Source organism: Maledivibacter halophilus (genome assembly GCF_900167445.1).
Taxonomy (GTDB): domain Bacteria; phylum Bacillota; class Clostridia; order Peptostreptococcales; family Caminicellaceae; genus Maledivibacter; species Maledivibacter halophilus.
The window spans coordinates 35,266-58,982 of the sequence record NZ_FUZT01000009.1 but is presented as its reverse complement, the minus strand read 5'-3'; the positions used below and the strand labels follow the sequence as shown (position 1 = coordinate 58,982).

Here is a 23,717-nt window from a genome sequence, read left to right as displayed (position 1 = left end):
TTTTTAAAACCCACTAAAACACCTAGGAAGAAGTTTTTGATAATAATTATCATTTACCATAATTTTATCTATTATTTCTTTCTTTGTCAATTCTTACATTTATATAGATTGCCATAGCAAAACTTAATTTATACATTAACAAAATGTCAAAAACATAGATATTTTAATCCCCAATATTCCTTATCTTTAATAGAAAATCCACATATTAAAAAAGATGACTCTTGATCAAAACAAAAGTCATCTCTTTAATATTTCATAAGTTTCTAAGCTCTATTTTCTACTTCTATCTTTCTATTTCTACGCTTTTCAATAAAGGTTTCTACAAGACTGTATATTACAGGAATTATCACCATGGTCAGGAATGTAGATACTATAAGACCTGACATAAGGGAAATAGCCATAGGTGGAAATAATTCGCTTTTGGAAAAAGCCAATGGCACAAGTCCCATTACTGTTGTAGCAGCACTTAAAATAATGGCATTAAATCTTTTACCTACTGCATCAACACATGCTTCATCTATAGAATGTCCTTTCTTCCTTGAATCATTGATATATTCAATAAGAAGAATTCCATTCTTAACAACCAATCCTATAAGGGCAACAACACCTAAAAATGCCATAAAGGATAGGGGCTTATCAAATATAAACAATCCAACAACAGAACCTATAATTGACAGTGGTATTGTCACAAGAATAACCAATGGTTGAATAAAGGAATTAAACTGGACTACAAGGATTATATATATTATAAATATAGCTATAACCGCAAGTATCGCCACGATTGTAAAGTACTCCTTAATCATCTCCCTTTCCCCATCAAAGGTTATCTTTGTACCAAAGGTATCTATCTTAGGAAGAATTTCATTTTCTATTCTATTTTCCACTACCGATGCATCATATCCTTCTAAAACACCGCCTTCTACAGAAACTGTCTTTTTACATTTATATCTCTTTACAGTATCCTTTTTAGGTCCGAAGTCTATATTTGCAATTTGCTTGAGGGTCACCTTTTCCCCAGTTATTGAAGATTTTATTTCAAAGTTTTGAAGATCCTTAATATTATTCATATTGCTTTTAACCTTAATATCATATTCTTTACCGTCTCTTCTGTAAACCGTAGCCGTAGCTCCATATAAACCTATATTGATTTGTCTTTGAATATCATATTTTGAAATTCCCATACTGCTGGCTTTATCATCATCAACATGTACTTCAAACTGGAAGGTATCATCGGCCATATCTACACTTAAATTATTAGTACCCTCTATCTTTCTAGCTTCAGCCTCTATCATTTTAGCCACTTTTTCCAATTTATCCAAATCTTCTCCCCCTACCTTAACACTTACCTTTGGAAGGGGCTTTGCATATTCTAAGAGCTTCACCTGACAATCTCCAGTTGAAACATTTTCATCTAAAAGATTCTGGATATAATCAGAAAATTGCTTTCTATTTTCAAATCTTCTATTCTCTTTTTCTCCCAAATCAAATTTACATACCATCTGGGCGTAATCCTTAGAAGGCATTGCAGGAAGCATTGTTATATAAAATTTAGGCATTCCATCTCCAATTGCAACTGTTGTGCTTGTTATTTCAGGCTGCTCTCCCATAAGCTTTGCAACTTCATCGGTTAATTTTTCAGTAGCATCTATATCCCCAGGTTTTTCAGCGTACATATCTATATATACCAAATCCTTATCTACATAAGGGAAAAACTGAGAATCCAATAGGGGTAAAACAAATTTCACAACTAAAATTAAAGCTACAAATACTGTAATAATAGTTAATTTCTTTGCCTTTAATGCAATGGTCAATGCCTTTCCAAAAAAGCCCCTTACAATACTTTCTTTCTTCTTTTTCTTCTTTTCTGGTTTAAAGAATATTGATGCCATAGATGGCATAACAAACATAGCTGCCAGATATGAAGCCACAACAGAAATTATTAAAACCAAGGGCACTGTTTTAACAAATTCCCCAACAACGCCGTGAATTCCTAAAAGTGGAGAAAAGGCCGCAATAGTAGTTAAAGTAGCAGTAAAAATCGGTATGGCCGACATCTTGGTACCCCTTCGCACCGCAGATAACCTTTCTTCTCCATCATTAATCCTTACTTGAATCATATCACTGACAACTATGGCATTATCAACTAGAATCCCCAGTGCTATAATAAGGGCTGTCAATGATATCTGATGAATCTTAATTCCAGTAAAATACATTACCGCAAATGTAATTAATATTGAAAGAGGAACCGCCGCAGACACCACAACAGCATTTCTAAGTCCCATTCCAAGGCATACAACAACAATTACAAATATTATCCCCGTTAAAAGATTCATCATAAACTCATTTGTAGAATCACTTACATCCTGGGGCTGATAAACAACTTCCTCTATCATAAGGTCCTCAGGAAGCTGAGCTTTTAGTTCATCGATAGTTTTTCTTACATCTTTTCCTATAATAACAACATTTTTACCTTCTTCAAAATAACCTGTAAGGAGAACTGCATTTTTCCCATCCTGCTTAAACTTTTCAACTCCATCTTCAACTACCATATTTATTTCTGCAATATCTCCCAGTCTGGTAACTACACCGGTTTCCCTGGAAACTCCAATAATTGTATTTCTAATTTCATCTAGGGAAGAATAATTACCAAAGGTTTTGACCTTGATCTTCTGCTTACCACTTTCAATATTTCCCGAAGGAATTTCAATATTTTGAGCCATAAGCAAGGTATATATATCTTCCATTGACACCCCAAGCTGATTAAGTCTTGGAATATCTACTTTAACTTCAACTTCCTTTTCCAAATCTCCATCAATAGAAAACCTTGATACTCCATCAATATCTATCAATTGTTCTCTAAACTGCTCTCCAAAGGATGCAAGCTGCTCATAGCTGTAATTTTCTCCTGATAAACTTATGATAATACCAGCGGTTTCAACAAGGTCTGTATTAATGGTACTTTGAAATGTTCCACTTGGCAGTTCACTTTTGATATCAACTACAGTATTTCTTACATTTTGCATTGCCTGATCCGTATCAACATCGCTCTGGAATATAACTCCTACAATTGAAACACTGTCCTTTGATACAGCCATACTGTAATCATATCCATCAAGCTCAGCTAATTCGTCTTCTATCTTTTTTGTAACAAGCTGGTCAACATCCTGTGCCGATGCTCCGGGATAGGGCGTTATTACCATTGCAATAGGAGCAGAAACATCGGGACTTTCCTGTCTGGGAAGATGGTAATAGGATAATGCACCTACAATAGAGATTATAATAGCAAGAAATATTATTATTCTTTTTCTATTTACCATATTACCTATGATAGTTCCCATTATAATCCCCCCTGACCTGCAATATTTACCTTTATACCATCTCTAAGATTTTTCATTCCACTATTCACTAAAATATCACCGCTTTTAAGTCCATTAACTTTTACATGGTCTCCATAGGACTTTTCTATCTCAACTATTGTTTTAAATGCTCTATCTTCCCTTACAACATATACATAGTCTTCTCCATCGGATAAAAGACATGTAACAGGTATCCAAATAGCCTTTTCTTTTCCCAGATCAAAATCAACCTTAGCAATGGAACCTAATTTATAAACATTTTCCTTTACGGTTACTTCTGCATTATATGTTCTTGTTTCAGCATCAGGAGTCTCAGCTATATTTGTTACTATTCCTTCTGCCTTCTCTCCATCTACTTCTACATAAGCCTTCATTCCAATTTGGATTCTATTTAAATCCTTTTGTGCAACACCTACATTTATAACTCTTTGAGTCCCCCTTATAACTACAGCTGGATATCCCTGAGGAATAAGCTCACTTTCTTTAAAGGGTACCTTTAATACACTTCCATTTTGGTCAGCATAGAGGGTTGCATCCTCTAGAAGGCTTTTCTTATAATCATAATCTGTTTTGGCCTTCTCATATTGAGCCTTTGCCTGATCATATGTATGCTCAGTTGTAGAAACTTGAAGCTTTGCTTTATCATAGGAATCCTCAGTAACACTTCCCTTTTCATGCAATTTTTCTACTCTTTTAAGTAAACTCTGGGCATATTCATAGGCTTCCTTAGCCTTTTTTATATTTAATTCTGCTGCTCTTAAGGTAGATTCGGCAGCACTAAACTGAAATTGGAGATCCTGCATATCAAGCTGGGCAAGTTTAGCTCCTTTTTCAACTTTATCACCTTCATCTACAAAAACTTTGCCTAATTTCCCCGGCGTCTTAAACCCGTATTTAACTATATCCTTTGAATCAACTGTTCCCAAATAAGAAAGCAAAAGGGGCATTTCTGATTCCTTTACTTCTTCGACTTTAACAGCCCTTACCCTTTCTTCTACAGCCACCTCTTCTGTTTGAGAACATCCTGTAAATACAAGGGCCAAAGCTATAATTATTTGTGTAATGATTAAAATTCTTCTTTTACTCATAATACATCCTCCTTTGCACTGAAAAAATTATAAAAACCTATTGATATCCTTTCTACTTCCTAATTTTAGTTAAAAATATCCATTAAGGTTTATTTTTGAAGCGATATAAACGAACAAGCATTCACTTTTACTCAATAAAATAAGTGAACTGATATTCATTATTAAATAAAAATAATTAGATTTTTTCAAGACGCTGATCGAAATCATTCATTAAAAAGGAAATATATTGAAAAAAATTAGCTTTTACATCTTCATCACTGCTATCTCTTAAAATGCTTATTGTTCCCTGAATAACAGCCACTGCCAAGGCACGGGAAAATCCCCATACATTGATTAAATCACCAATATTAAATTTACTTATCAGTTTTTGTATATTATCTGCAAGCATATCAGTAAAACTATCTATTATATTTCCCATTTTGGTTCCCTTGCACCCATCAATTACCACGAAAAAAATTGATTTATTTGCAATATACAAATCTAAAAAACGATTTAGCTTATTGTAAATATAGCCCTTATAGTCCATATCCGAAAGTATATTCTCTGCATTTATCATTTGTGCCAGTTCTCCAAAAACAGGTTCTATAACTTCCCTTAGTAAATCCTCCTTGTTTTCAAAGTACCTATACAAATTACCTACAGAAATATCAGCCCCCTTTGCAATACTTTTTATAGATGACCTATCATATCCTTTTTCACTAAATTCCTTTATTGCAGATTTGATAATTCTTTTCCTTATTTCTTCTTTCAAAAATTGTGCCACATCTAAATCCCTCCACACTAAAATTTTAGTGCCAAAATTCACCTTTGTCAAGTGTTTAAAAATAAATTCCTATTCATTTATAAATATCCTATAAAAAATTATAATATGCTACTCCTAATTTATATATTAACTTAACTCATTATGCCAGTTTTTACATTATGGGGTTTTAATATTTCATTTGAGTGATTTTTATAAACCTGTTTTTTCTTTTAAAACTATATAAAAAAACAGGTTTATTACATGAACAAAAAGGAAATATTAAAACCCCTAAATTCTATTTTAAATTATTCCCCAGTTTTATTTTCTATTATCTTAAGTGCTATGTCTAAAGCATCCCTTTCTCCTAAGTCCTTTATATCATAATCAGGCAACACACCTCTTTTTGTATCAAGTCCATTAGGTCTAACAAAATATTTATGGGATACAACCATGTTCAAGCTAGTATTGGGAAGAGTAAACCTATAAAGATCACCATAATGAGTTGCAAGTCCTCCTGTTTCTTCTCCTATTAGATAGCCCATATTATAGTCCTTAACCGTTGAAGATAACATAACTGCACTGGAAAATGTACGCTTGCCTATTAAGAAATAAACATCCCCCTGAAACTTTGCCTTGTCTAAAAAATGTCTTGAGGGCTCAGCACTAAAAGTAATACATTCTCCTACACTTCCCATATATTGATCCTTCATTTCCTGTATCTCCTCTTCACTAGCATTATTCTCTTTAGCTAAATGATCATAATATTTAATGATTTCATCACTTATTTTCATATCCATTCTATTTGCCTGAGTATATTTTCCATCATAAATATACTCTATTAATAAATCCCCTAACCGAGAGTTTCCTCCTCCATTTTCTCTTAAATCTACTATAATGTTACTTATTTTTTCTTCATTTATTTCTTTAAAGGTTTCATCTAAAAATTTGTCGAATTTTTCAAAATCACTAAAGCTATTAAAAGTAATTAATCCCGTATTATCATCAATCTTTTTATAAACATAATCTTCTCTTTGCTGCTCTTCTTCGCCTCTGAGCTTTCTGCCTTCTTCAAGACTGATGCCCTTAATCTTCATTATTCCTTCTTTTTCTTCGTTTTTAACCTTTATTGTATAATTATCCATTAACTCATTGTCCAAATAGTAATACAATACAAAATTGCTTTCAATACGAGATTCCTTAAAGCCTATTTGGCTGCCGCTTATGTATTTTATTATCTCTTCATATATTGTTGATGCATCCTTTTCATTTATGGATTCAATGGTCCATCCATTATATTTTTCATATTCCTTTCTATAGCTATCTTTTATGTAAATTTTTCCAGCCTTAACTTCTATATCTAAAAAAAGTAATTTGTCTGAATTCTTTAGATTTGTTATATAGTCCTCTGGAAATGCCATACCTGTATGGCCATCCTGAAACTTGTTGATTATAGGGGAAAATTTCTTATACACCTCCAGGCCAGTTGCAAAGTCCTTTATATCCCCCAGCTCTTTATTTATCTCCTTTTCTACCTGCTCCTCTAACACTGCAAAATATAGATTTGGATGGACAGACTCTAAGGTTTTCATCATAAAATCTATATCCTCTTTTACTTGAGCCCTAGTAAAGGCCTCATCCTTTTTCACATCATCCAGGGCATAGATATTTAGCAGTCCCATATTAATTATTAGAAAAGTACATACTACCAGTTTAATTAGCTTTTTCAAATTTGTCATCTCCTCTTAAATTCAATTTACACAACTTGCTTGAAAAGTAATAGTTTACTTTTTATTATATCATTTTTTTATATCATGTCTCCAATAAAAAAACATTTACTATCATCATGCATTTTTCTTTACTCTTCATAGTTACTACCAATAAATCTTTCTCTTTGCCCAAGGCTGTCATTTTTTGAAAATGTTAATGAATGCCACAAAAAGGATATAGCATTTTCAAAGGAAAAATAGATTTTTAGATTACCTATAAAGGATCAAAAAATCATAAAAAACACTTTAAAAGCTTATAAAAAGCAACTAATATCATAATAATTTGATATAATATATCTAAATCCATATACAGACAAAGAGTATAAAGAATCTAAACAGTCAATAATGGATATTAGAGTAAGGACGTGTACAAAAGAAGAAATAGAAAAAATTCCCTATGAAAATTCTGATTAGAAATTATTTAAAAATTAAATAAAGAATCAAATATAAAAATGTCGTCGACCCCCAGTAGCGCAAAAACCCCTGTAGGTCGACGACATTTTTGTTTTTGAAGATATATAGTAATTGCAATATTTTTAAGATTTTATTCAAAAAAAGAAGGATTTTTTTGATTTATGTAGAAGAATAAGAATATAGCATTTTCAAGGGGAAAATGGGTTTTTAGATTACCTATGAGGAATTGAAACTTTCAGGAGCTATACAATATCCAGCAAATATAACATTGTTTTTAGATTACCTATGAGGAATTGAAACGATTTGTTGGATGATGCTAATGAATTTAGTTTAGATAGTTTTTAGATTACCTATGAGGAATTGAAACAAAGAAGTATTGTTTAAGCAGGGCAATTTTAATACGGTTTTTAGATTACCTATGAGGAATTGAAACGAACATCAATAACTACTTTAGAAGCTAGAGAAGGAGAACGTTTTTAGATTACCTATGAGGAATTGAAACTTATATACCCCTCCATAAAAAGCGCTGTTTTCTAAGTTTTTAGATTACCTATGAGGAATTGAAACAAAGTTTTGCAAAAATAGTTGTCGCAGCTTTTGCTAGTTTTTAGATTACCTATGAGGAATTGAAACTTTTTAAAAGGCAGTTCATTAAATTCCATAAATTTTGTTTTTAGATTACCTATGAGGAATTGAAACACAACTAAAGAAATGGAGGAAATAAAAGACAGTTGTACGTTTTTAGATTACCTATGAGGAATTGAAACAAATTAATAAATTGTTGCCCCTCTTTTATTTCTTCTTCGTTTTTAGATTACCTATGAGGAATTAAGTTTAAAAAAATCCAATAAAAAGCAATCAATGCTAATTACTGGGCTTTTTTTCTTTTGAGCTTAATCTGTCACAATTTCAAAAACATTCTTAAAATTAGATTGAAGCTATAGCATTACTAGGCACTCTAATTTTTTCTGTGTTTTCATTGGATTTTTGTGCTAATAGATTTATAGTTTTTAAACCTTTATATACTTTTGATTCATTTCTATATATTTGAGCAAATTACATTTGCAAAAAGACAACCAAAAGGGGTATATAGTTTAAGATAACGCCTATGATTAAAGTTTAAAATATCTCCTAAGATTTAAATAAATTGCATAATTACCTTCAGCAAAAACTATCTACTGCATAAAATTTGGGTATACCTAAAAACATATCCCATTCATTACATGAAAAATTTAAATCTTCTTGCATTTTTAACCAGAAATAGTATATAATCTATGTAGAGGAAAATTAAAAAGGTCGCCGTGTCTTTTGAGTGTGGCCGCACTCAAAAGCTCATGCAGGTAAGCACACTACCTACACGAATAGCTTATATAGCTATCACAAGCAACCTTATGTTATTATATAACATTTACCAATTTTTTTCAATGAGATAACATAGGTGCACGTGTAGGAACTCTATATTCCTGCTGTGCACTTTTTTAATTTTCCTCTCAAAAAAAATTTTTTTGAGAGGAAAAGATATATATGCATTACAAAAACCCAAAAAAGAAAGGTTGTGGGAAACAGTCTGCATATGATGATTCTAAAAACTGCAGCTGCTCCCCCAGCCCTTCTGGAAAAGAAAGAAATAATGTAGAGAAAGAAAGAATAAATCAAATGAAGGAATCCATCAATAATGTACGGTATAAAATGTATAAAACAGCAGGATTTAAAGAAAGCCAAGGTACTCTAACTGCCAATGAAACTGTAAAAATCAGTGAAGAGCTTGATATCCTAATTGTAGAATATTATAAGAAAAATAATATTTAGTAAAATAAAACACCGAAGTAAAAAGCCACCGGTTAATTGAAATAAACCGGTGGCTCTTGCATTTTAATCTAAAAATTTTTCCTGTTTTCCGAAGTTATAAACCTTAAATAAATTGTCATAATATGTAAATTTATTTTAAGTACGACTTTTACAATAGTATATAATAAAAATGCCATTTAGGCAAGAAAAAGTTAAAAAAACTAAGAATTATTGAGTTTGCATTTCCAATCTATTTCCATTAGCATCTCATTATACAGATACCTCTTTTACGCTATTTTCAATGTAATCCCAATTTATATATAATATTCTTACTCGAGATAATTATTAGGAGGGATTTTTTTGTTGGCAAATAAACATTCTGATTATATTGAAGAAAGTACATATTTAGAAAAGACATATGATTGCGTTGATAAAGAAACTGACTATATAAAAAAAGAGGTAGATATTCTGGAAGAAAAATTTTTTCAAATCAGAAAAGCATCCGGTGGTGGATATAGTAATGACTATGAATTAACTCAACATTTTTGGAAAATAAATGCTAAAAAGCTAAATGAATTAAAGGCAGCTAAAATTAAACCCTATTTTGGAAGAATAGATTTTAAACGACTGGGTGATGATGAAACCCAAACCTATTATATAGGAAAAACCAGTGTTGTAGAAAAAGAAAATGATAAAAGATTAGTAATAGACTGGAGGGCTCCCATAGCAAGCTTATATTATAGTGGAGAGCTTGGAGAAGCTATGTATACAGCTCCAGAAGGACTGATAATGGGCGATTTAACAGCAAAAAGACAATATGAAATAGAAAATAGGAAGCTCATTAATATATTTGACAAGGGACTCACTCCAATGGATGAATTTTTACAAAAAGCCCTATGGCAAAAGAAGGACAATAGGCTCAAGGATATTGTCACAACAATACAATCTGAGCAAAATGATATTATAAGGGCCGACAGAAAAAATACAGTTATTGTTCAGGGGGCTGCAGGCAGTGGAAAAACCACAATAGTACTTCATAGAATTGCCTACCTGATGTATACCTATAAGAATATTTTAAAGCCAGAAAATATTCTTATAATTGTCCCAAACAATTTGTTTTTAAACTATATAAGGGATGTTTTACCCGGTTTAGGAGTTGATGAAATTAAACAGTCTACCTTTGAGGACCTTGCATTAAAACTCCTTGAAAAAGACTATAGCCTTACAAATGCTGAGGATAAGCTTATAAATTTATTAGACCTTCAGTCCCTTTCCAATGAAGAAAAAAGCAAAATCAGATTCACATCAACTTTTAAAGGCTCCTATTTATTTAAGGAAATAATCGATAAATTTCTAGAAGATGTAATTAATAATATAGTACCCAAAACTGATTTTGAAATAAATGATTATACAATTTATACATATAGGGATGTCTGGAAGATGTATCATGAAGACTATAGCTATCTTCCTGTTGTTCCTAGAATAGAAAGAATAAAAAAGCATTTCAAAGAAACCCTTGAAAAAAGAATCAATGAGGTTAAAGATGAAATACATGAAAAATATGACAAACTTGCTGATAAAATAAAGGGAAAAAATAGTGATGATGAAAAAATAAGAGAAAATCTTATTAAGCTCTATAATGAAAGAGATGAAAGCTTTGATTCAATAGATAAAAAATCCCTCTCATCACTTGAAAACTACTTTAAAACATGGACAAAAATCAATATAGAAGAATTATACAAAGATTTGATTACAAATGATTCCTTATTAAATAGATATTCTTCTGGAAAAATCCACAGGGTGAATATAGCCTTCATAACAAAATATTCCAAACAAATATTTAAAAATAAATATTTAGAAAGAGAAGATTTGTCGCCCCTCATATATATAAAAAATAAATTGAAAGGTTCTGATAGCCTTGGAAAAAAGTTTAGTCATATTGTAGTTGACGAAGCCCAAGATCTTAGTCCAATGCAAATGCTTATTCTAAAAGAAATTTCTTCTAATAATTCATTTACAATTGTTGGAGATTTATCACAGGGTATTCATTCCTATAGAGGAATAAATGACTGGAATGAAATAATAGAAGATATCTTTCAAAATAGGAAAACTCAATATTTAACTATTAAAAAATGTTATCGCTCTACCAGAGAAATCATGAATTTTGCTAATGGTGTTATAAAAAGCTTAAATAGAAAAAATTTGCCATTAGCACAGCCTGTACTAAGAAGCGGAGACAAACCCTTTGTCATAAATAAAAATCGTATAGAAGACATAATAAAAGATATTAAAGAAAAAATAGAAACCTTTAGAAAAAAAGAGTATAAATCTATTGCAATTATTTGTAAAACCAGTAAAGAATGTGATGAAGTATATAAAAAACTAAAAAACCATAAATGTAAAGATATTCAGCTAATAACCGGTAAGGATATAGATTATAATGGAGGAGTTGTAATAATCCCTTCCTATTTGGCCAAGGGTTTAGAATTTGATATAGTCATGATATATGACTGTTCAAAGGAAAACTATATCAAGGATGAGCTCCATATAAAACTCCTTTATGTGGCAATAACCAGAGCCTTACATCAATTATACATATACTGCAAAAACAATCCCTCAGAGCTGATAGATGAAGTCAATGATAATTTATATATTAAATTATAAATTAATTTCAGGCCTGGCTAACTTTTTACCAGGCCTGACCCCATTTTGACTATTTTAATCTATTTTATGTATTACTCAGTATTTCTCAATTTCTTTTATATCACACCAACAAGCTTCCACCAAGGAATATATACGAATAAAACCGTAAAAATAGTTATAAATGTAAGTATTATACCTATTTTCATTACATGTCTATTCTCATAATATTCATTTCCATATCCTATCATGATTGTTACATGATGAAATGGCATTATATAATGAAAACAAATAGATACAACCGACAGCATTACAATAAACTGGGGAGATAGATTTCCAGCAGTTAGTGTTATTAAAGTTGGAATAAGAACAGAAGCCGCCGTAACCAAGCTTCCCATTATCATATGTAAAAACATTATTAAAATAATTATAAAGGGTATATACATTATACTTTCAGGGGAAGGGAAAAATCCAGTTAAAAAATCCCTTAAATTATCTGCTATACCGCTTCCGGTTAATACCTTTCCTATTGAAAATTCCGCTGTTAAAAATATTAGTAAGCTTATATTTATTACTTTAAAATCCTTTATACCGATTATTTTAGCTATAAACATAGCTATTACACCTATCAGTGCCACATTAGCACTGCTTATTCCATGTATTGATTCTGTAAGCCATAATAAAACAACTACAAAAGTAATAAATAATGCCTTTTTTTCACTATTTTCAAAGGATATTTTCTCTTCTGTATTTTTTCTTTCAAAACTACCTTTAAGGTTTTTCTTAAATACCAGTATAAAAGCTGCGGCTATAATTATTGTTGTAATTAATGTAGGCAAAAGCATATTCTTTGCCCATTCAATATAGGTCATGGATATGCCGCCAAACTTTAATGCTGAATAATTTATTATAACGTCTCCATTTAAAAACATTAACGATGTTATAGTAGATGCAACAAATACACTAAAAATTAGAACTGACTTCTCTTCCTTATCAACCTTTGAATTTTTTAAAAAGTTTATATATATGGAGGCCAATAATATAACTCTAGGAAAGGGCTGGGGTATTACGAAAATCAATCCTATTCCCAGCAAAAAGGACATTATCACAAGTCTGATGCTGTTATAACAGTATTTTTCTAAAATAAAGCTGGAAAATTTATCGGCAACCTTTGAATTTACAATTCCCTGGGATAATAAATAGGATGCTATTACTAAAATAAAGTTATCTGACAATGGAAAGAAAAATACTTTCTCTATAGGTGTTCCTCCAAACAGTACAAACATAAAAATTAGAAAAATAGAAGCTGCATCCTTATACACAATTCCTGATGCCCACCATATCACCGTTAAAAACAAGCTTCCAAGGACTATGCTTTGATTTAATGATAATCCTATGGGTTTTATTAATATTATAAGTATAGGAAATAAAAGTGAAATTAATATTTTAGGAATATTTTCTTTTCTTATTATCTGAGGCATTCCCATCCTCCCTCTATAAATTTATTTATAATTATAAAAACCTACCGCTACGATATATAACTAGCTAATGCTATTGAAAGTAATTTATTCTTTACTGAATCGGTTCTTGAAGTCATAACAATTGGTGCATCGGCTCCCATCACCGCTGCTGCCACATCTTTATGGGCATAATAGGTAAGGGCCTTTGTTAATACATTACCCACCTGTAAATTAGGCACTACTAAAACATCTGCCTGACCTGCCACATCACCTTTTATTCCCTTATGGGCAGCAGCCTCTGGTGATATTGCGTTATCAAGGGCAAAGGGACCATCCACCACTGCATTTTTTATTTGACCCCTATCGGCCATCTTACTTAAAACAGCTGCTTCTAATGTGTCATTGATTGCAGGATTTATCACCTCAACTGCAGAAAGCAAAGCCACCTTAGGTTTATTGTAACCTATTTTTAATGACAGCTCTACTGCATTTTCTATTATTTCCTTCTTTTCCTTAAGACTAGGCTCTATGGACATTGCACAATCCGTAAGAAGCTGCAGTCCTTCACCAAATTCTTTATCAAATACAGATATTTGACTTATCATTTTTCCTTTGTTTAAGCCCTTCTCTTTGTTTAGCACAGCCCTGAGAAATGTACTTGTATGAAGGAGCCCCTTCATGATTCCATGGGCCATTCCCTTTTTTACTAATTCAACTGCCTTTTCCGCTGCTTTTTTATGATTTGCCTCATCTATTAATTCATAATCACATTTCTTATTATTTTCAAGGGCTATTTTCTCTATCTTTTCTTTGTCTCCTATAAGGATGAAATCTGCCAATCCTAGCTCTACAGCTTTTTCTACTACTTCTAATATATCTATATCCTCAGCTGCTGCTATAGCAATTTTTCTTTTCTCTCTATTTTTAGTTTTTTCAATTAAGTCATTTAAGTTTTTAATCATTTTTCCACCGCCTTCATTCTAATATTTCTTTGGTTTTTCTTCTCCATTAAGATATCTTAAAGCATTTTCAGCCAGTGAAATCATTTCATTTTCTCCAGCCATTATATATATAGGTGCTATAAATTCTGTGCTTTCCTTTATCCATTTTGTTAGTCTTTCAGAATAAGCTAAGCTGCCTGTTAATACAATAGCGTCAACCTTACCTTTAAGAACCGCTGCTGCCGATCCTATTTCCTTTGAAATTTGATAGGCCATTGCTTTAAAAACCTTTAAAGCATATCTATCTCCATTGTCAATCATCTTTTCAACTTCAAGTCCACTATTGGTATTTAAATAGGACATAAGTCCTCCGCCGCCCCTTACTTTTTTGATTATTTCTTCCTCACTATATCTACCAAAAAAGCACATTCTAATTAAATCTCCCGCCGGCACTGTTCCTGCTCTTTCTGGAGAAAAGGGCCCATCTCCATCAAGGGCATTATTAACATCTATTATTAAGCCCTTTTCATGGGCAGCTACTGAAATTCCTCCTCCTAAATGTGCGACTATTAAATTAATATCCCCATATTCTTTTTTAAGCTCCATTGATATTTTTCTTGCTGTACGTTTTTGATTAAGGGCATGGAAGCTGCTCATTCTAGGTATTTCTTTTATCCCTGAAAATCTGGCAAATTCACAAAGCTCATCGGTTACCGGTGGGTCTGCTATAATAACTGGTATGCCAGCTTTCTTACCTAGCTGATATGCAATGACATTTCCCACATTTGTTGGATGAACACCATATTTTTCACTGCGCATATCTGAAACCATTTCTTCATTTAAAAGATATATACCACCAGGGACTGGCTTTACATTTCCTCCTCTACAGGAAATAGCATCAAAGGATTCTAATTTATATTCATTTTCTCTTAATAGATTCAATATCTTTTCCTTCCTAAAATCTATCTGATCCCATATATTGGAAAATACATTAAGTTCTTCTTGGGAATGTCCTATGGATTCTTTAAATTCTTCCTTTAAATCAGAATATATGGCAATTTTTGTAGAGGTAGATCCCAGATTTATTATTAAAATTTTATATGGCATTTTCTATACCTCCTGCAAATTAATTATTTTGCTTTAAAAAAGACAAGCTAGGATGCATTAAAACTTCCTATAACATTCCAGCTTGTCTATTTTTAAATATTTTTAGATATCATTTTCCAATCTTTTGACATAATTTTCAAAATGGTTTTTAATATATTCCTGAAACTTTTTCTTTTCATCTTCCTTTAAGCCTTTAAATCTTCCCTGTAAATTAGTATATTCTTCCACTGGCATTAATTCTTTAGGCTTATAATTGACCTTTGCCTTTCCTTCCTCATATTCATACAAAATCCAACATCCAGTTTGTACCGCTTTTCTTGCTATTTCCACAGATTTAGCAGGATTAAATCTCCAGCCTGTAGGACAAGGTGTATGAATATGCAATAAAGATGGCCCATCAACATTTTTTGCCTTTTCGACCTTCTTTTTAAGATCATTTACATTATGAATAGAAGCCGTTGCTGCATAGGGAATATCATGGGCAATAGCTATTTGAAGCAGGTCCTTTCTATTCGTTACTTTTCCAGCTGGTGTAGTTGTTGTACTGGCATGTATGGGGGTAGAACTACTTCCCTGAATCCCAGTATTCATATAGGCTTCGTTATCATAGCATACATATAGGATCTTATCTTTTCTTTCTAAAACCCCTGATAAGGCTTGAATACCAATATCTACTGTGGCTCCATCTCCTGCAAATGCAAGTACAGTTGTATCTTTATTTCCTTTAGCATTTAATGCTGCTCTTATTCCAGCAGCACATGCGGCTGTGTTTTCAAGATTCCCTTGAAAACCAGGTATCTTTAATGCTGTTTCTTTTCCAAAGCCTGAAAATAGAGCTGAACATCCAGGCGGTATTACTATAATAGTATCTTCACCCAAGACCTCTAAAACATTTCTGATAATAAGCTCCAGACCACAGCCTGCACATGTGCTCACTCCATGGGAAACTAATCCCTTCGATTTATGTTTAATATCATACATTCTTAATCACCTGCCTTATATCCATAGCGTTATCCTTCACATCAATCCATTGAGTGTGATTTTCTCCTTTTCCTTCATGTATTTCTAATAATTCATTAAAGATTTTTTCAATTGTAGCTGGAGGCACATCTCTGCCACCTAAGCCGCCAATATAGTCTCTAATATCACAGTCAAGTTCTTTTAATGCACAGTTTATTTCACTCCAAACTGGTCCTCCTTGGCCGCCTAATCCTGCACTTCTATCAAAAACCCCTATTACTTTCTTATCTCCGAGAAGCTTTCTTATATATTCAGCAGGAAATGGTCTAAATACCGTAAGCTTTGCCACCCCTACCTTTTTACCTTCTTCTCTAAATTTATTTACAACATATTTTGCAGTTCCAGTCATTGAACCTAATGTAACTAATACCACATCGGCATCATCTGTTTTATAGCCTTCAACTATACTCAATTTTCTTTTGAAGGTTTTGTAAAATTCATCCTGAACCTTTTCTATGACCTCAATAGCATTATCAAAGGCAGTTTTTTGCTGATACCTCATTTCTGTATATTCACCGGGAGATGTTAAATCACATATGAACATAGGATCCTTCGTATCTAAATATGTATTTTTAGGTCGGTATTCTCCGATAAATTTATCTACAGTTTCCTGCTCCGGTACGTCAATTTTCTGCATAGAATGGGATAAAAAGAAACCATCCAAGCATACCATAGCTGGAGTCAAAACATTTTCGTCTTCTGCAACCCTATAGGCCATAAGCTGCAGGTCTAAAACCTCCTGTACATTTTGACAATAAAACTGCATCCATCCAGAATCCCTTTCTGCCATGGCATCTCCATGTTCACACCATAAAGTCCACGGTGCAGCTATCCCTCTATTAACAACTGGCATTACCAAAGGAACTCTATTTCCCGATGTCATACTAAGCACCTCATGCATAAGAGCCAAACCATTTGAGGCAGTTGCTGTTGCTGCCCTTACACCGGTTAGTTGAGCTGCAGTTGCCACAGACATTGCACTATGCTCTGATTCAACCCTGACATATTCCGCCTTTAATTCCCCAGAAGCAACAATATCAGCAAGCTTTTCTGAAATTGAGCTTTGTGGAGTAATGGGATAAGCAGATATAACTTGAACTCTAGCCAGCTTCATTGCTTCAACCGCAGCTGAGTTTCCATCCAACATCTTATGTGACATTATTTTTCACCTCCCTTTTCTAAGACCATATCAATGCATTTTTTAGGACATTCGTTTGCACAAACTCCACAACCTTTGCAATAGTCAAAATCTATAACTACACATTCTTTTTCTTCTTTTAAAACGTCAATTACATTTGCTGGACATACCCTTTCACAGGTACCACATTTTATACACTGAGAATAATCAATCTCTGGTCTTTCTAATCTCCAGCTTCCCGTATTGGAACTATCGAATACAGTTGCCACTGGTCCAAATACTCTATATTTTTTTGATTTGCTCATAGGCTTTTCTTGCTGCCTTTGCATTGATATCACCTGCCTTTTCTTTAAACATATCCTTTATTGCTTTCTCTACAGCTTCTATAGTTACAATACCACTGCCTGCCAAAGCTCCTAGCATAGATCCATTTGGAATCCCCTTGCCAATGGTTTCTACAGCAATTTGGGTACCATCAACATAATAGATTTCTTTAAAATTGAACTTCTTATATCTTTCTAATATTCCTTGTTCCTCTGTATTAATAACGAGGATACTATCTGCATGAATTCCCTCAGATACATCTACATTTTTATCTATTATAGTGTCATCCATAACTAGTACTACATCTGGAGTATATACAAAGGAATTCAGCAATACTGGCTCATCATCAACTATAATACTTGTATTTACCGGTGCACCTCTTCTTTCATGTCCATAGGCAGGAACAGTGATTGCATATTTATTTTCATATAATGATATTGCAGATGAAAATATTTTAGCAGCTGTCACTACTCCTTGGCCACCTAGGCCATAAAATTTCAATTTATTCAAATTGGCCCCTCCTTATTCAGTTTGTATTTTATTAGAATACAATGTATCTTATTACAACACCTAATTGGATTATAAATTATTTTATTTTAAAAATCAACCGTTTTTTTGAATTAAAATTTTTTTAAAAAAAAGATAATTTTTTTTGTTTTTAGGAAGGAATATCAAAAATAATGTCGAATGAATATATTATTAGAATACAATGTATCGTAATAAAACACACCTACTGCTTAATGTTTTTAAAAAAATTATTTTTGTGAGATATGAAAACGATTCTATATCTTTAAAATCTTTATATTATGGAGGTAATAATTATTATGGGTAATACTTCTTCAATGTCAATTGATAATAAAATAGATTATAAAAAAATTGTATTGGGAATACTGTCTATATTTCTTTATATATTTTTAACCAAGCTTCCAACTCCAGAGGGTTTGACTCTAGAAGGTCAAAAAGCCCTGGTTCTCATGCTTGTTGCTGTTATTTGGTGGGTATTTGAAATTGTTCCTATAGGTATTTCTGCCGTTTTATTCACTATGCTTTTGGATACTCTTAAAATTGTTCCACTATCGGAAGCTTTATCGAATTTTACAATTGCCACTATATTCTTTATACTTTCGACCCTTATTATAGCTAAGGCCTTCATAGACTCTGGTCTTGGCAAAAGAATTTCTCTATTTGTCAGCTGCTTATTTGGAACAAAGGCAAATATGGTGCTTTTAAGCTTTATGCTGCCTACGGCTGTTATATCAACAGTGCTGGTTGATATTCCTACAGCAATTATTTTTTCAAGTATAGCTTATTCAATATTGCAAAAAAACAATTGTATACCAGGTAAGTCTAATTTTGGAAAAGCAATGATGATGGGTATACCTATAGCCTCTGCCCTTGGTGGATTCGGTACTCCAGCAGGAAGTGGTATAAATGTATTATCAATTTCTTTGCTAAAAAGCACAGCAAATATGGATATAAGCTTTATTCAATGGACTATAATAGGCTTTCCTATGGCTATGATACTAACATTATTCTCATGGTTTATACTTACCAAAATGTTTCCACCAGAATTTGAGTATGTAAAGGGATTTGAAGATGTAAAGGAAGAAAGAAAAAAATTAGGGCCTCTTTCAACAGCCGAAAAGAAGTTTTTAGTAATATTTACTACAACAATAATTCTTTGGTTTACTCAAGGCTGGACAGGTATATCTATACCACTAGCTTCTGTCTTAGCTGCATTTACATTGTTTCTTCCAGGTATTAATCTGGTTACATGGGAAAAAGCAAATTCTTCTGTCTCTTGGAATGTTTTATTATTGTTAGGAGCAGCAAATACACTGGGTATGGCAATATATTCCCAAAAAGGAGCTGAATGGATAGCAACAACCTTTTTAAGTAATTTGGGCAGCACAAATATAATTACAATTTTATTAGCAGTAAGTTCCTTCGGTATATTTTCACATTTGCTTTTACCAGTGGCAACGGCAGTAGTTGCAGTGGCTATTCCTGTTCTTAGTATTTTAGCTTCAAACCTAGGAATAAATCCAGCTATTTTAGCCCTTCCTATTGCATTTACTGCTTCATGTGTATTTTTGATTCCCCTTGATCCTATACCTTTAACTACTTATGATTATAAGTACTGGAAGCTTTGGGATATGCCAAAACCGGGAATAATAATATCGCTACTTTGGATAATTTGTAATGTTATATTCATGTACTTTGCAAGTTTGATAGGCATAATATAGTTTATAATTGACTCCCTTATAAAAAATCAAAAAAATCTCAATTCTAATTTGTTTTTTAATGAATTGAGATTTTTTTAATTACAGCATCAAAATATAAGCTTGAAATAAGATATTGAATTTATTAATATATTAAGTAAGGAAATTATAGATAAACAAATCTATATAATAAAAAAACAAGTTCTTTTCTCTAAATTGATGAGAGTAAGAGTTTATGAGGTGTTAATTATGAGTAGTATTATGAAGGGTAATACAAAGTACTTAATCAAGTCTGTACAAAAGGCTTGTAATATTCTATCGTTGTTTAATAGCGATTCCACAGAAATGGGTACAACGGAATTAAGTAAAAAATTAAACCTGTCAAAAAGTTCTGTTCATAAAATATTATTGACTCTAGAATATGAAGGATTCCTTGTACAAAATAAAACAAACGACAAATATTCACTTTCTACAAAGTTTTTTGAAATAGCCTGCAGCTATCTTAACAAGATGAATTTTAGTGAGCTTGTCAAGCCCTTAATGGAACATTTAGTCGATAAGTTCAATGAAACTGCTCATTTTGCAGTTTTAGATGATAATGAAATTGTTTTTGTAGAAAAAATGACTGGGAACCAACCAATTCAAATACTGTCTAAAAAGGGAAAAAGATGTCCTATATATTGTACTTCAAGTGGAAAAATCATTTTAGCAAATTTACCTGAGGAAAAAGCAAAAGAAATAGTGGATAATATCGAATTCAAAAAATTTACCAACAATACTATCACATCGAAGGAAGAACTATTAAAAGAAATTTATATGATTAAAGATAGAGGATATTCTATAGATGATGAAGAATTTGAAGTTGGTATAAAATGCATTGGTCTTCCAATAAAAAATATATCTGGAAATCTTATTGGATCCCTTAGTATAACTGGTCCTAAATTTAGAATGACCGATGAGAAAATCCGACAGATTTTTGATTCCTTTAATAATTATTCTATATTATAAAAAATACCAAAGGCGTTTAAAATGTCTTTGGTATTTTTAAATATCTAATCTCAATGCTTTAAGATTATTTTTTACAACTTAAATATAAATGTACGCCTTTAAAAGTTTAATCCTCTGTAACTATTTTATCCTTTATAGCTAGAGGTTTACCATCTAATATAAATACATAATCAGCAAGGACCATAGCTTCATTCATATCATGGGTAACAAAAACAACGGTTTTTTTATCCTTTTTCCAAAGAGAAATAAAGGCCTCACTAAGATTAGTTTTAAGCTCCATATCTAAACCCTTAAAGGGTTCATCCATAAGCAGAATATCAGAGGGGTAGGCAAAAGCCCTTGCAATGGCCACTCTCTGCTTCATTCCACCACTTAACTCCCTGGGATAATAATGTTTATATTCTTCTAAACCAACTATTTTCAAATATTTATCAGTAATATTTATTATTTCCTGATTCCTATATAATCGCTTTAGGACAAAATGAATATTTTCTTCTACAGAAAGCCAGGGAACCAATCTATCTTCCTGAAAGATATAGGAGAACTTTTTATTTTCTATACCTTTAATATTTCCTGAATCATACTGCTCCAATCCGGAAATTATATTTAGCAGAGTTGTTTTACCACAGCCCGAGGGTCCCAATAAAGCTGAAATTGTTTTTTCTTCAAATTTAATATTAAAATCCCTTAAGACCTGAAGGTTTCCATATCTTTTACTGACATCTTTTACTTCAACCCACACATTCTACACATCCTTTAATAACCCACTAATTTCAACCTTTTAAATATATACTTGAATAAAAATTCAAATCCGAAACTAAGTATTATTATTACTCCTGTCCAGGCAAACAAATCAGCAGATTCCAGATACACCTTTGCATCATAAAGATGTTTACCTATTGAATACTTGGGACTGCTAAGTACTTCAGCGGCCACTGTAACCTTCCAACCCAAACCTAAAGCCATGGTAATTGCAGCTGAAATATATGGAATAACAGAGGGTATATATATTTTCCTTATTATCATATATCTTTTAACATTATAAATGTGTGACATCTCAAGTAAATTACTGTCTACATTCCTTATGCCTTCAACAACATTTGTCCAGATAACCGGAAAGCACATTAAAAAACATATAAATATAGGAACATTTCCAGATTTAAACCAAATAAGGGCAATAATTATAAAGGACATAACAGGAGTAGATTTTATACTAACAATTAATGGATTAAAAAGCTCATAAAACAATTTATTTAAGCCACAGATTATTCCAATAAATATTCCAAGTATACATGAAATAATGAATCCAAACATTACCCTGAATATAGACAGGAAAATACTCTTCCAAAATTCTACTTTTACTACTAATTTAAGAAAGGCCTCTAGGGTACTAATAGGAGAAGGGAGATAGATCTCCTTATTTATAAGCAGAGAAACTATCCCCCAAACTAATATCCAAAATATTATAACCCATGCTTTAAATGTTTTATTATTTTTCAATGTAATAAAACTCTTCATCGGGAAGCTTACCTCCAACTGATTTTGGATTAAAATCAAAGAGTATTCTATAGAATCCATCTAATAATTTTTTTGATTCCCCAGCATCCATAAATACAATATTACACTTTGGTATGGCTTTTTCAGCCAATTTTGCATTGGGAAGAATCCCATGCTTTTCTACCAAGGCTCCTGCATCGGCATTATTGGCATTCACCCACTCAACTGAAGCTTTATATTCTTCTAAAAACTTATCTAAAGCTTCTTTATTATTCTGGGCAAATTCTTTTTGTACAACAATACATCCCATGGCAAGCTGACTTTCATCCCCTGAAACTTTATCCCATTCCTCAGTCATATCAAGGGCGATTCTCATATCCTTGTTCTTCATGAGAGCTGTAGTAACATGGGGCTGTGGTAAGAAAGCTATGTCAGCATCTCCTGCAGCAACCATTGCAGAAAGATCAGCATGCTGCATTGAAAAATCTATCTCAACATCATTTTCAGGATCTATTCCATTTTCCTTAAGGACATACTTAAGTACATAATCTGGAGTAGCACCTTTACCACTGGCATGTATCTTTTTACCCTTTAAATCATCGATGTCTTCTATTTCATTTCCATTTTCAAGTATGTATAATACTCCCATTGTATTTACTGCTGCAAGCTTTATTTGTCCTTCTGTTTTATTATAGATAACTGCTGCCAGATTTGTAGGAAGAGCAGCAACATCCACTTCTCCTTTTATAACTTTTCCAGCTAGCTCATCGGGAGCACCTGATACAGTAAATTCATAATTTATATCTCCCTTATTTTCTTCATTATCTTCCATTATCTTTACCATTCCCATCCCTGTGGGTCCCTTTAGGGTTGCAACTTTTATAGTTGTAGGCTCACTTTCTGCCTTATTGCCATCGCAAGCTGCAAAAACAAGCAATGATAAAACAATTATTAAACTGACTGTAGTAAATTTGAATAATTTATTCATTTTTATTCCCCCTAATTCTTTGATAATCATTGTCAATGTACCACTTTTCTATCTTATTGTCAATATTTATAAATAATTATACACTCATCAGCATATTAATTCCACTTTATATCCTGTGGTCTAAAAATTTCTTTATATCACCTAAAACTTTTGGTGACCAATACTAAAACCCCCCATTTCTGATTAAGCAAGCGATGAGTAGTTCACTATATACATAT

General features: G+C 32.2%; 18 protein-coding genes and 1 CRISPR repeat array. Of the genes, 4 read left to right on the top strand and 14 right to left on the bottom strand.

What is annotated here, in order from left to right; all coding sequences use genetic code 11:
* Positions 1-263: 263 nt before the first annotated feature.
* From B5X81_RS17025 to B5X81_RS17010, 4 genes are all read right to left on the bottom strand, one after another.
* Positions 264-3,338, bottom strand: a complete 3,075-nt coding sequence (locus B5X81_RS17025; RefSeq protein ID WP_079493345.1) for an efflux RND transporter permease subunit — start codon at positions 3,336-3,338, stop codon at positions 264-266.
* A complete protein-coding gene (locus B5X81_RS17020; protein ID WP_079493343.1) occupies positions 3,338-4,444 on the bottom strand; it encodes an efflux RND transporter periplasmic adaptor subunit in 1,107 nt (368 codons plus the stop codon). The genes B5X81_RS17025 and B5X81_RS17020 overlap by 1 nt, the downstream gene beginning before the upstream one ends.
* 175 nt (positions 4,445-4,619) lie before the next feature.
* A complete protein-coding gene (locus B5X81_RS17015) occupies positions 4,620-5,207 on the bottom strand; it encodes a TetR/AcrR family transcriptional regulator (protein WP_170917478.1) in 588 nt (195 codons plus the stop codon).
* A gap of 284 nt (positions 5,208-5,491) precedes the next feature.
* A complete protein-coding gene (locus tag B5X81_RS17010) occupies positions 5,492-6,913 on the bottom strand; it encodes a S41 family peptidase (RefSeq protein WP_170917477.1) in 1,422 nt (473 codons plus the stop codon).
* Between the two features lie 656 nt (positions 6,914-7,569).
* Positions 7,570-8,201: direct repeats of the CRISPR family, unit length 30 nt; unit sequence GTTTTTAGATTACCTATGAGGAATTGAAAC.
* A gap of 689 nt (positions 8,202-8,890) precedes the next feature.
* Between B5X81_RS17010 and B5X81_RS17005 the strand changes: the two genes are divergently transcribed.
* Together B5X81_RS17005 and helD are read left to right on the top strand one after the other, a co-directional pair.
* Positions 8,891-9,175, top strand: coding sequence for an aspartyl-phosphate phosphatase Spo0E family protein (locus B5X81_RS17005; protein ID WP_079493339.1), 285 nt, complete (start codon positions 8,891-8,893; stop codon positions 9,173-9,175).
* A gap of 339 nt (positions 9,176-9,514) precedes the next feature.
* Entirely contained in the window at positions 9,515-11,818 is a 2,304-nt protein-coding gene (gene helD / locus B5X81_RS17000; RefSeq protein ID WP_079493337.1) for an RNA polymerase recycling motor HelD, read from the top strand.
* A gap of 95 nt (positions 11,819-11,913) precedes the next feature.
* Here the strand turns inward: helD and B5X81_RS16995 are convergent, their stop codons facing one another.
* The 7 genes from B5X81_RS16995 to B5X81_RS16965 form a co-directional block, all read right to left on the bottom strand.
* On the bottom strand, positions 11,914-13,275 hold the full coding sequence (locus B5X81_RS16995; RefSeq protein ID WP_170917476.1) for an SLC13 family permease: 1,362 nt from the start codon (positions 13,273-13,275) through the stop codon (positions 11,914-11,916).
* A gap of 47 nt (positions 13,276-13,322) precedes the next feature.
* Positions 13,323-14,216, bottom strand: coding sequence for a bifunctional enoyl-CoA hydratase/phosphate acetyltransferase (locus B5X81_RS16990; RefSeq protein ID WP_079493334.1), 894 nt, complete (start codon positions 14,214-14,216; stop codon positions 13,323-13,325).
* Between the two features lie 18 nt (positions 14,217-14,234).
* Entirely contained in the window at positions 14,235-15,302 is a 1,068-nt protein-coding gene (gene buk, locus B5X81_RS16985) for a butyrate kinase (protein ID WP_079493333.1), read from the bottom strand.
* A 102-nt stretch (positions 15,303-15,404) separates the two neighbouring features.
* Complete coding sequence (locus tag B5X81_RS16980) at positions 15,405-16,283, bottom strand: thiamine pyrophosphate-dependent enzyme (RefSeq protein ID WP_079493331.1); 879 nt, start codon at positions 16,281-16,283, stop codon at positions 15,405-15,407.
* The gene (locus B5X81_RS16975; protein WP_079493330.1) at positions 16,276-17,481 is read right to left on the bottom strand and encodes a transketolase C-terminal domain-containing protein; all 1,206 of its coding nucleotides are present in this window, start codon (positions 17,479-17,481) and stop codon (positions 16,276-16,278) included. The genes B5X81_RS16980 and B5X81_RS16975 overlap by 8 nt, the downstream gene beginning before the upstream one ends.
* Positions 17,481-17,765 (bottom strand): 4Fe-4S binding protein, encoded by a 285-nt coding sequence (locus tag B5X81_RS16970; protein ID WP_244282142.1) that lies wholly within the window; start codon positions 17,763-17,765, stop codon positions 17,481-17,483. Before B5X81_RS16970 ends, B5X81_RS16975 begins: the two co-directional genes overlap by 1 nt.
* Positions 17,743-18,294 carry a 2-oxoacid:acceptor oxidoreductase family protein gene (locus B5X81_RS16965; protein WP_079493327.1) on the bottom strand — a complete coding sequence of 184 codons (552 nt, stop codon included), beginning with the start codon at positions 18,292-18,294 and terminating at the stop codon, positions 17,743-17,745. The genes B5X81_RS16970 and B5X81_RS16965 overlap by 23 nt, the downstream gene beginning before the upstream one ends.
* Positions 18,295-18,608: 314 nt before the next feature.
* Between B5X81_RS16965 and B5X81_RS16960 the strand changes: the two genes are divergently transcribed.
* On the top strand, positions 18,609-20,030 hold the full coding sequence (locus tag B5X81_RS16960; RefSeq protein ID WP_244282141.1) for an SLC13 family permease: 1,422 nt from the start codon (positions 18,609-18,611) through the stop codon (positions 20,028-20,030).
* Between the two features lie 225 nt (positions 20,031-20,255).
* The gene (locus B5X81_RS16955) at positions 20,256-21,014 is read left to right on the top strand and encodes an IclR family transcriptional regulator (RefSeq protein WP_170917475.1); all 759 of its coding nucleotides are present in this window, start codon (positions 20,256-20,258) and stop codon (positions 21,012-21,014) included.
* 106 nt (positions 21,015-21,120) lie between these two features.
* Here the strand turns inward: B5X81_RS16955 and B5X81_RS16950 are convergent, their stop codons facing one another.
* The 3 genes from B5X81_RS16950 to B5X81_RS16940 are packed head-to-tail and all read right to left on the bottom strand — an operon-like array spanning position 21,121 to position 23,499.
* A complete protein-coding gene (locus tag B5X81_RS16950; RefSeq protein WP_079493322.1) occupies positions 21,121-21,756 on the bottom strand; it encodes an ABC transporter ATP-binding protein in 636 nt (211 codons plus the stop codon).
* Positions 21,757-21,770: 14 nt separating this feature from the next.
* Positions 21,771-22,532 (bottom strand): ABC transporter permease, encoded by a 762-nt coding sequence (locus B5X81_RS16945; protein WP_079493321.1) that lies wholly within the window; start codon positions 22,530-22,532, stop codon positions 21,771-21,773.
* Entirely contained in the window at positions 22,504-23,499 is a 996-nt protein-coding gene (locus B5X81_RS16940; RefSeq protein WP_079493319.1) for an ABC transporter substrate-binding protein, read from the bottom strand. Before B5X81_RS16940 ends, B5X81_RS16945 begins: the two co-directional genes overlap by 29 nt.
* Positions 23,500-23,717: the final 218 nt, after the last annotated feature.

What these genes read in the sequence shown, in the direction of transcription:
- B5X81_RS16995 (WP_170917476.1), bottom strand. Translation starts at nt 13,275, where the DNA reads ATGCCTCAGATAATAAGAAAAGAAAATATTCCTAAAATATTAATTTCA.
- B5X81_RS16980 (WP_079493331.1), bottom strand. Translation starts at nt 16,283, where the DNA reads ATGTATGATATTAAACATAAATCGAAGGGATTAGTTTCCCATGGAGTG.
- B5X81_RS16945 (WP_079493321.1), bottom strand. Translation starts at nt 22,532, where the DNA reads ATGAAGAGTTTTATTACATTGAAAAATAATAAAACATTTAAAGCATGG.
- B5X81_RS16990 (WP_079493334.1), bottom strand. Translation starts at nt 14,216, where the DNA reads ATGATTAAAAACTTAAATGACTTAATTGAAAAAACTAAAAATAGAGAG.
- B5X81_RS17020 (WP_079493343.1), bottom strand. Translation starts at nt 4,444, where the DNA reads ATGAGTAAAAGAAGAATTTTAATCATTACACAAATAATTATAGCTTTG.
- B5X81_RS16940 (WP_079493319.1), bottom strand. Translation starts at nt 23,499, where the DNA reads ATGAATAAATTATTCAAATTTACTACAGTCAGTTTAATAATTGTTTTA.
- B5X81_RS16975 (WP_079493330.1), bottom strand. Translation starts at nt 17,481, where the DNA reads ATGTCACATAAGATGTTGGATGGAAACTCAGCTGCGGTTGAAGCAATG.
- B5X81_RS16955 (WP_170917475.1), top strand. Translation starts at nt 20,256, where the DNA reads ATGAGTAGTATTATGAAGGGTAATACAAAGTACTTAATCAAGTCTGTA.
- buk (WP_079493333.1), bottom strand. Translation starts at nt 15,302, where the DNA reads ATGCCATATAAAATTTTAATAATAAATCTGGGATCTACCTCTACAAAA.
- B5X81_RS17005 (WP_079493339.1), top strand. Translation starts at nt 8,891, where the DNA reads ATGCATTACAAAAACCCAAAAAAGAAAGGTTGTGGGAAACAGTCTGCA.
- B5X81_RS16960 (WP_244282141.1), top strand. Translation starts at nt 18,609, where the DNA reads ATGGGTAATACTTCTTCAATGTCAATTGATAATAAAATAGATTATAAA.
- B5X81_RS16970 (WP_244282142.1), bottom strand. Translation starts at nt 17,765, where the DNA reads ATGAGCAAATCAAAAAAATATAGAGTATTTGGACCAGTGGCAACTGTA.
- B5X81_RS17025 (WP_079493345.1), bottom strand. Translation starts at nt 3,338, where the DNA reads ATGGGAACTATCATAGGTAATATGGTAAATAGAAAAAGAATAATAATA.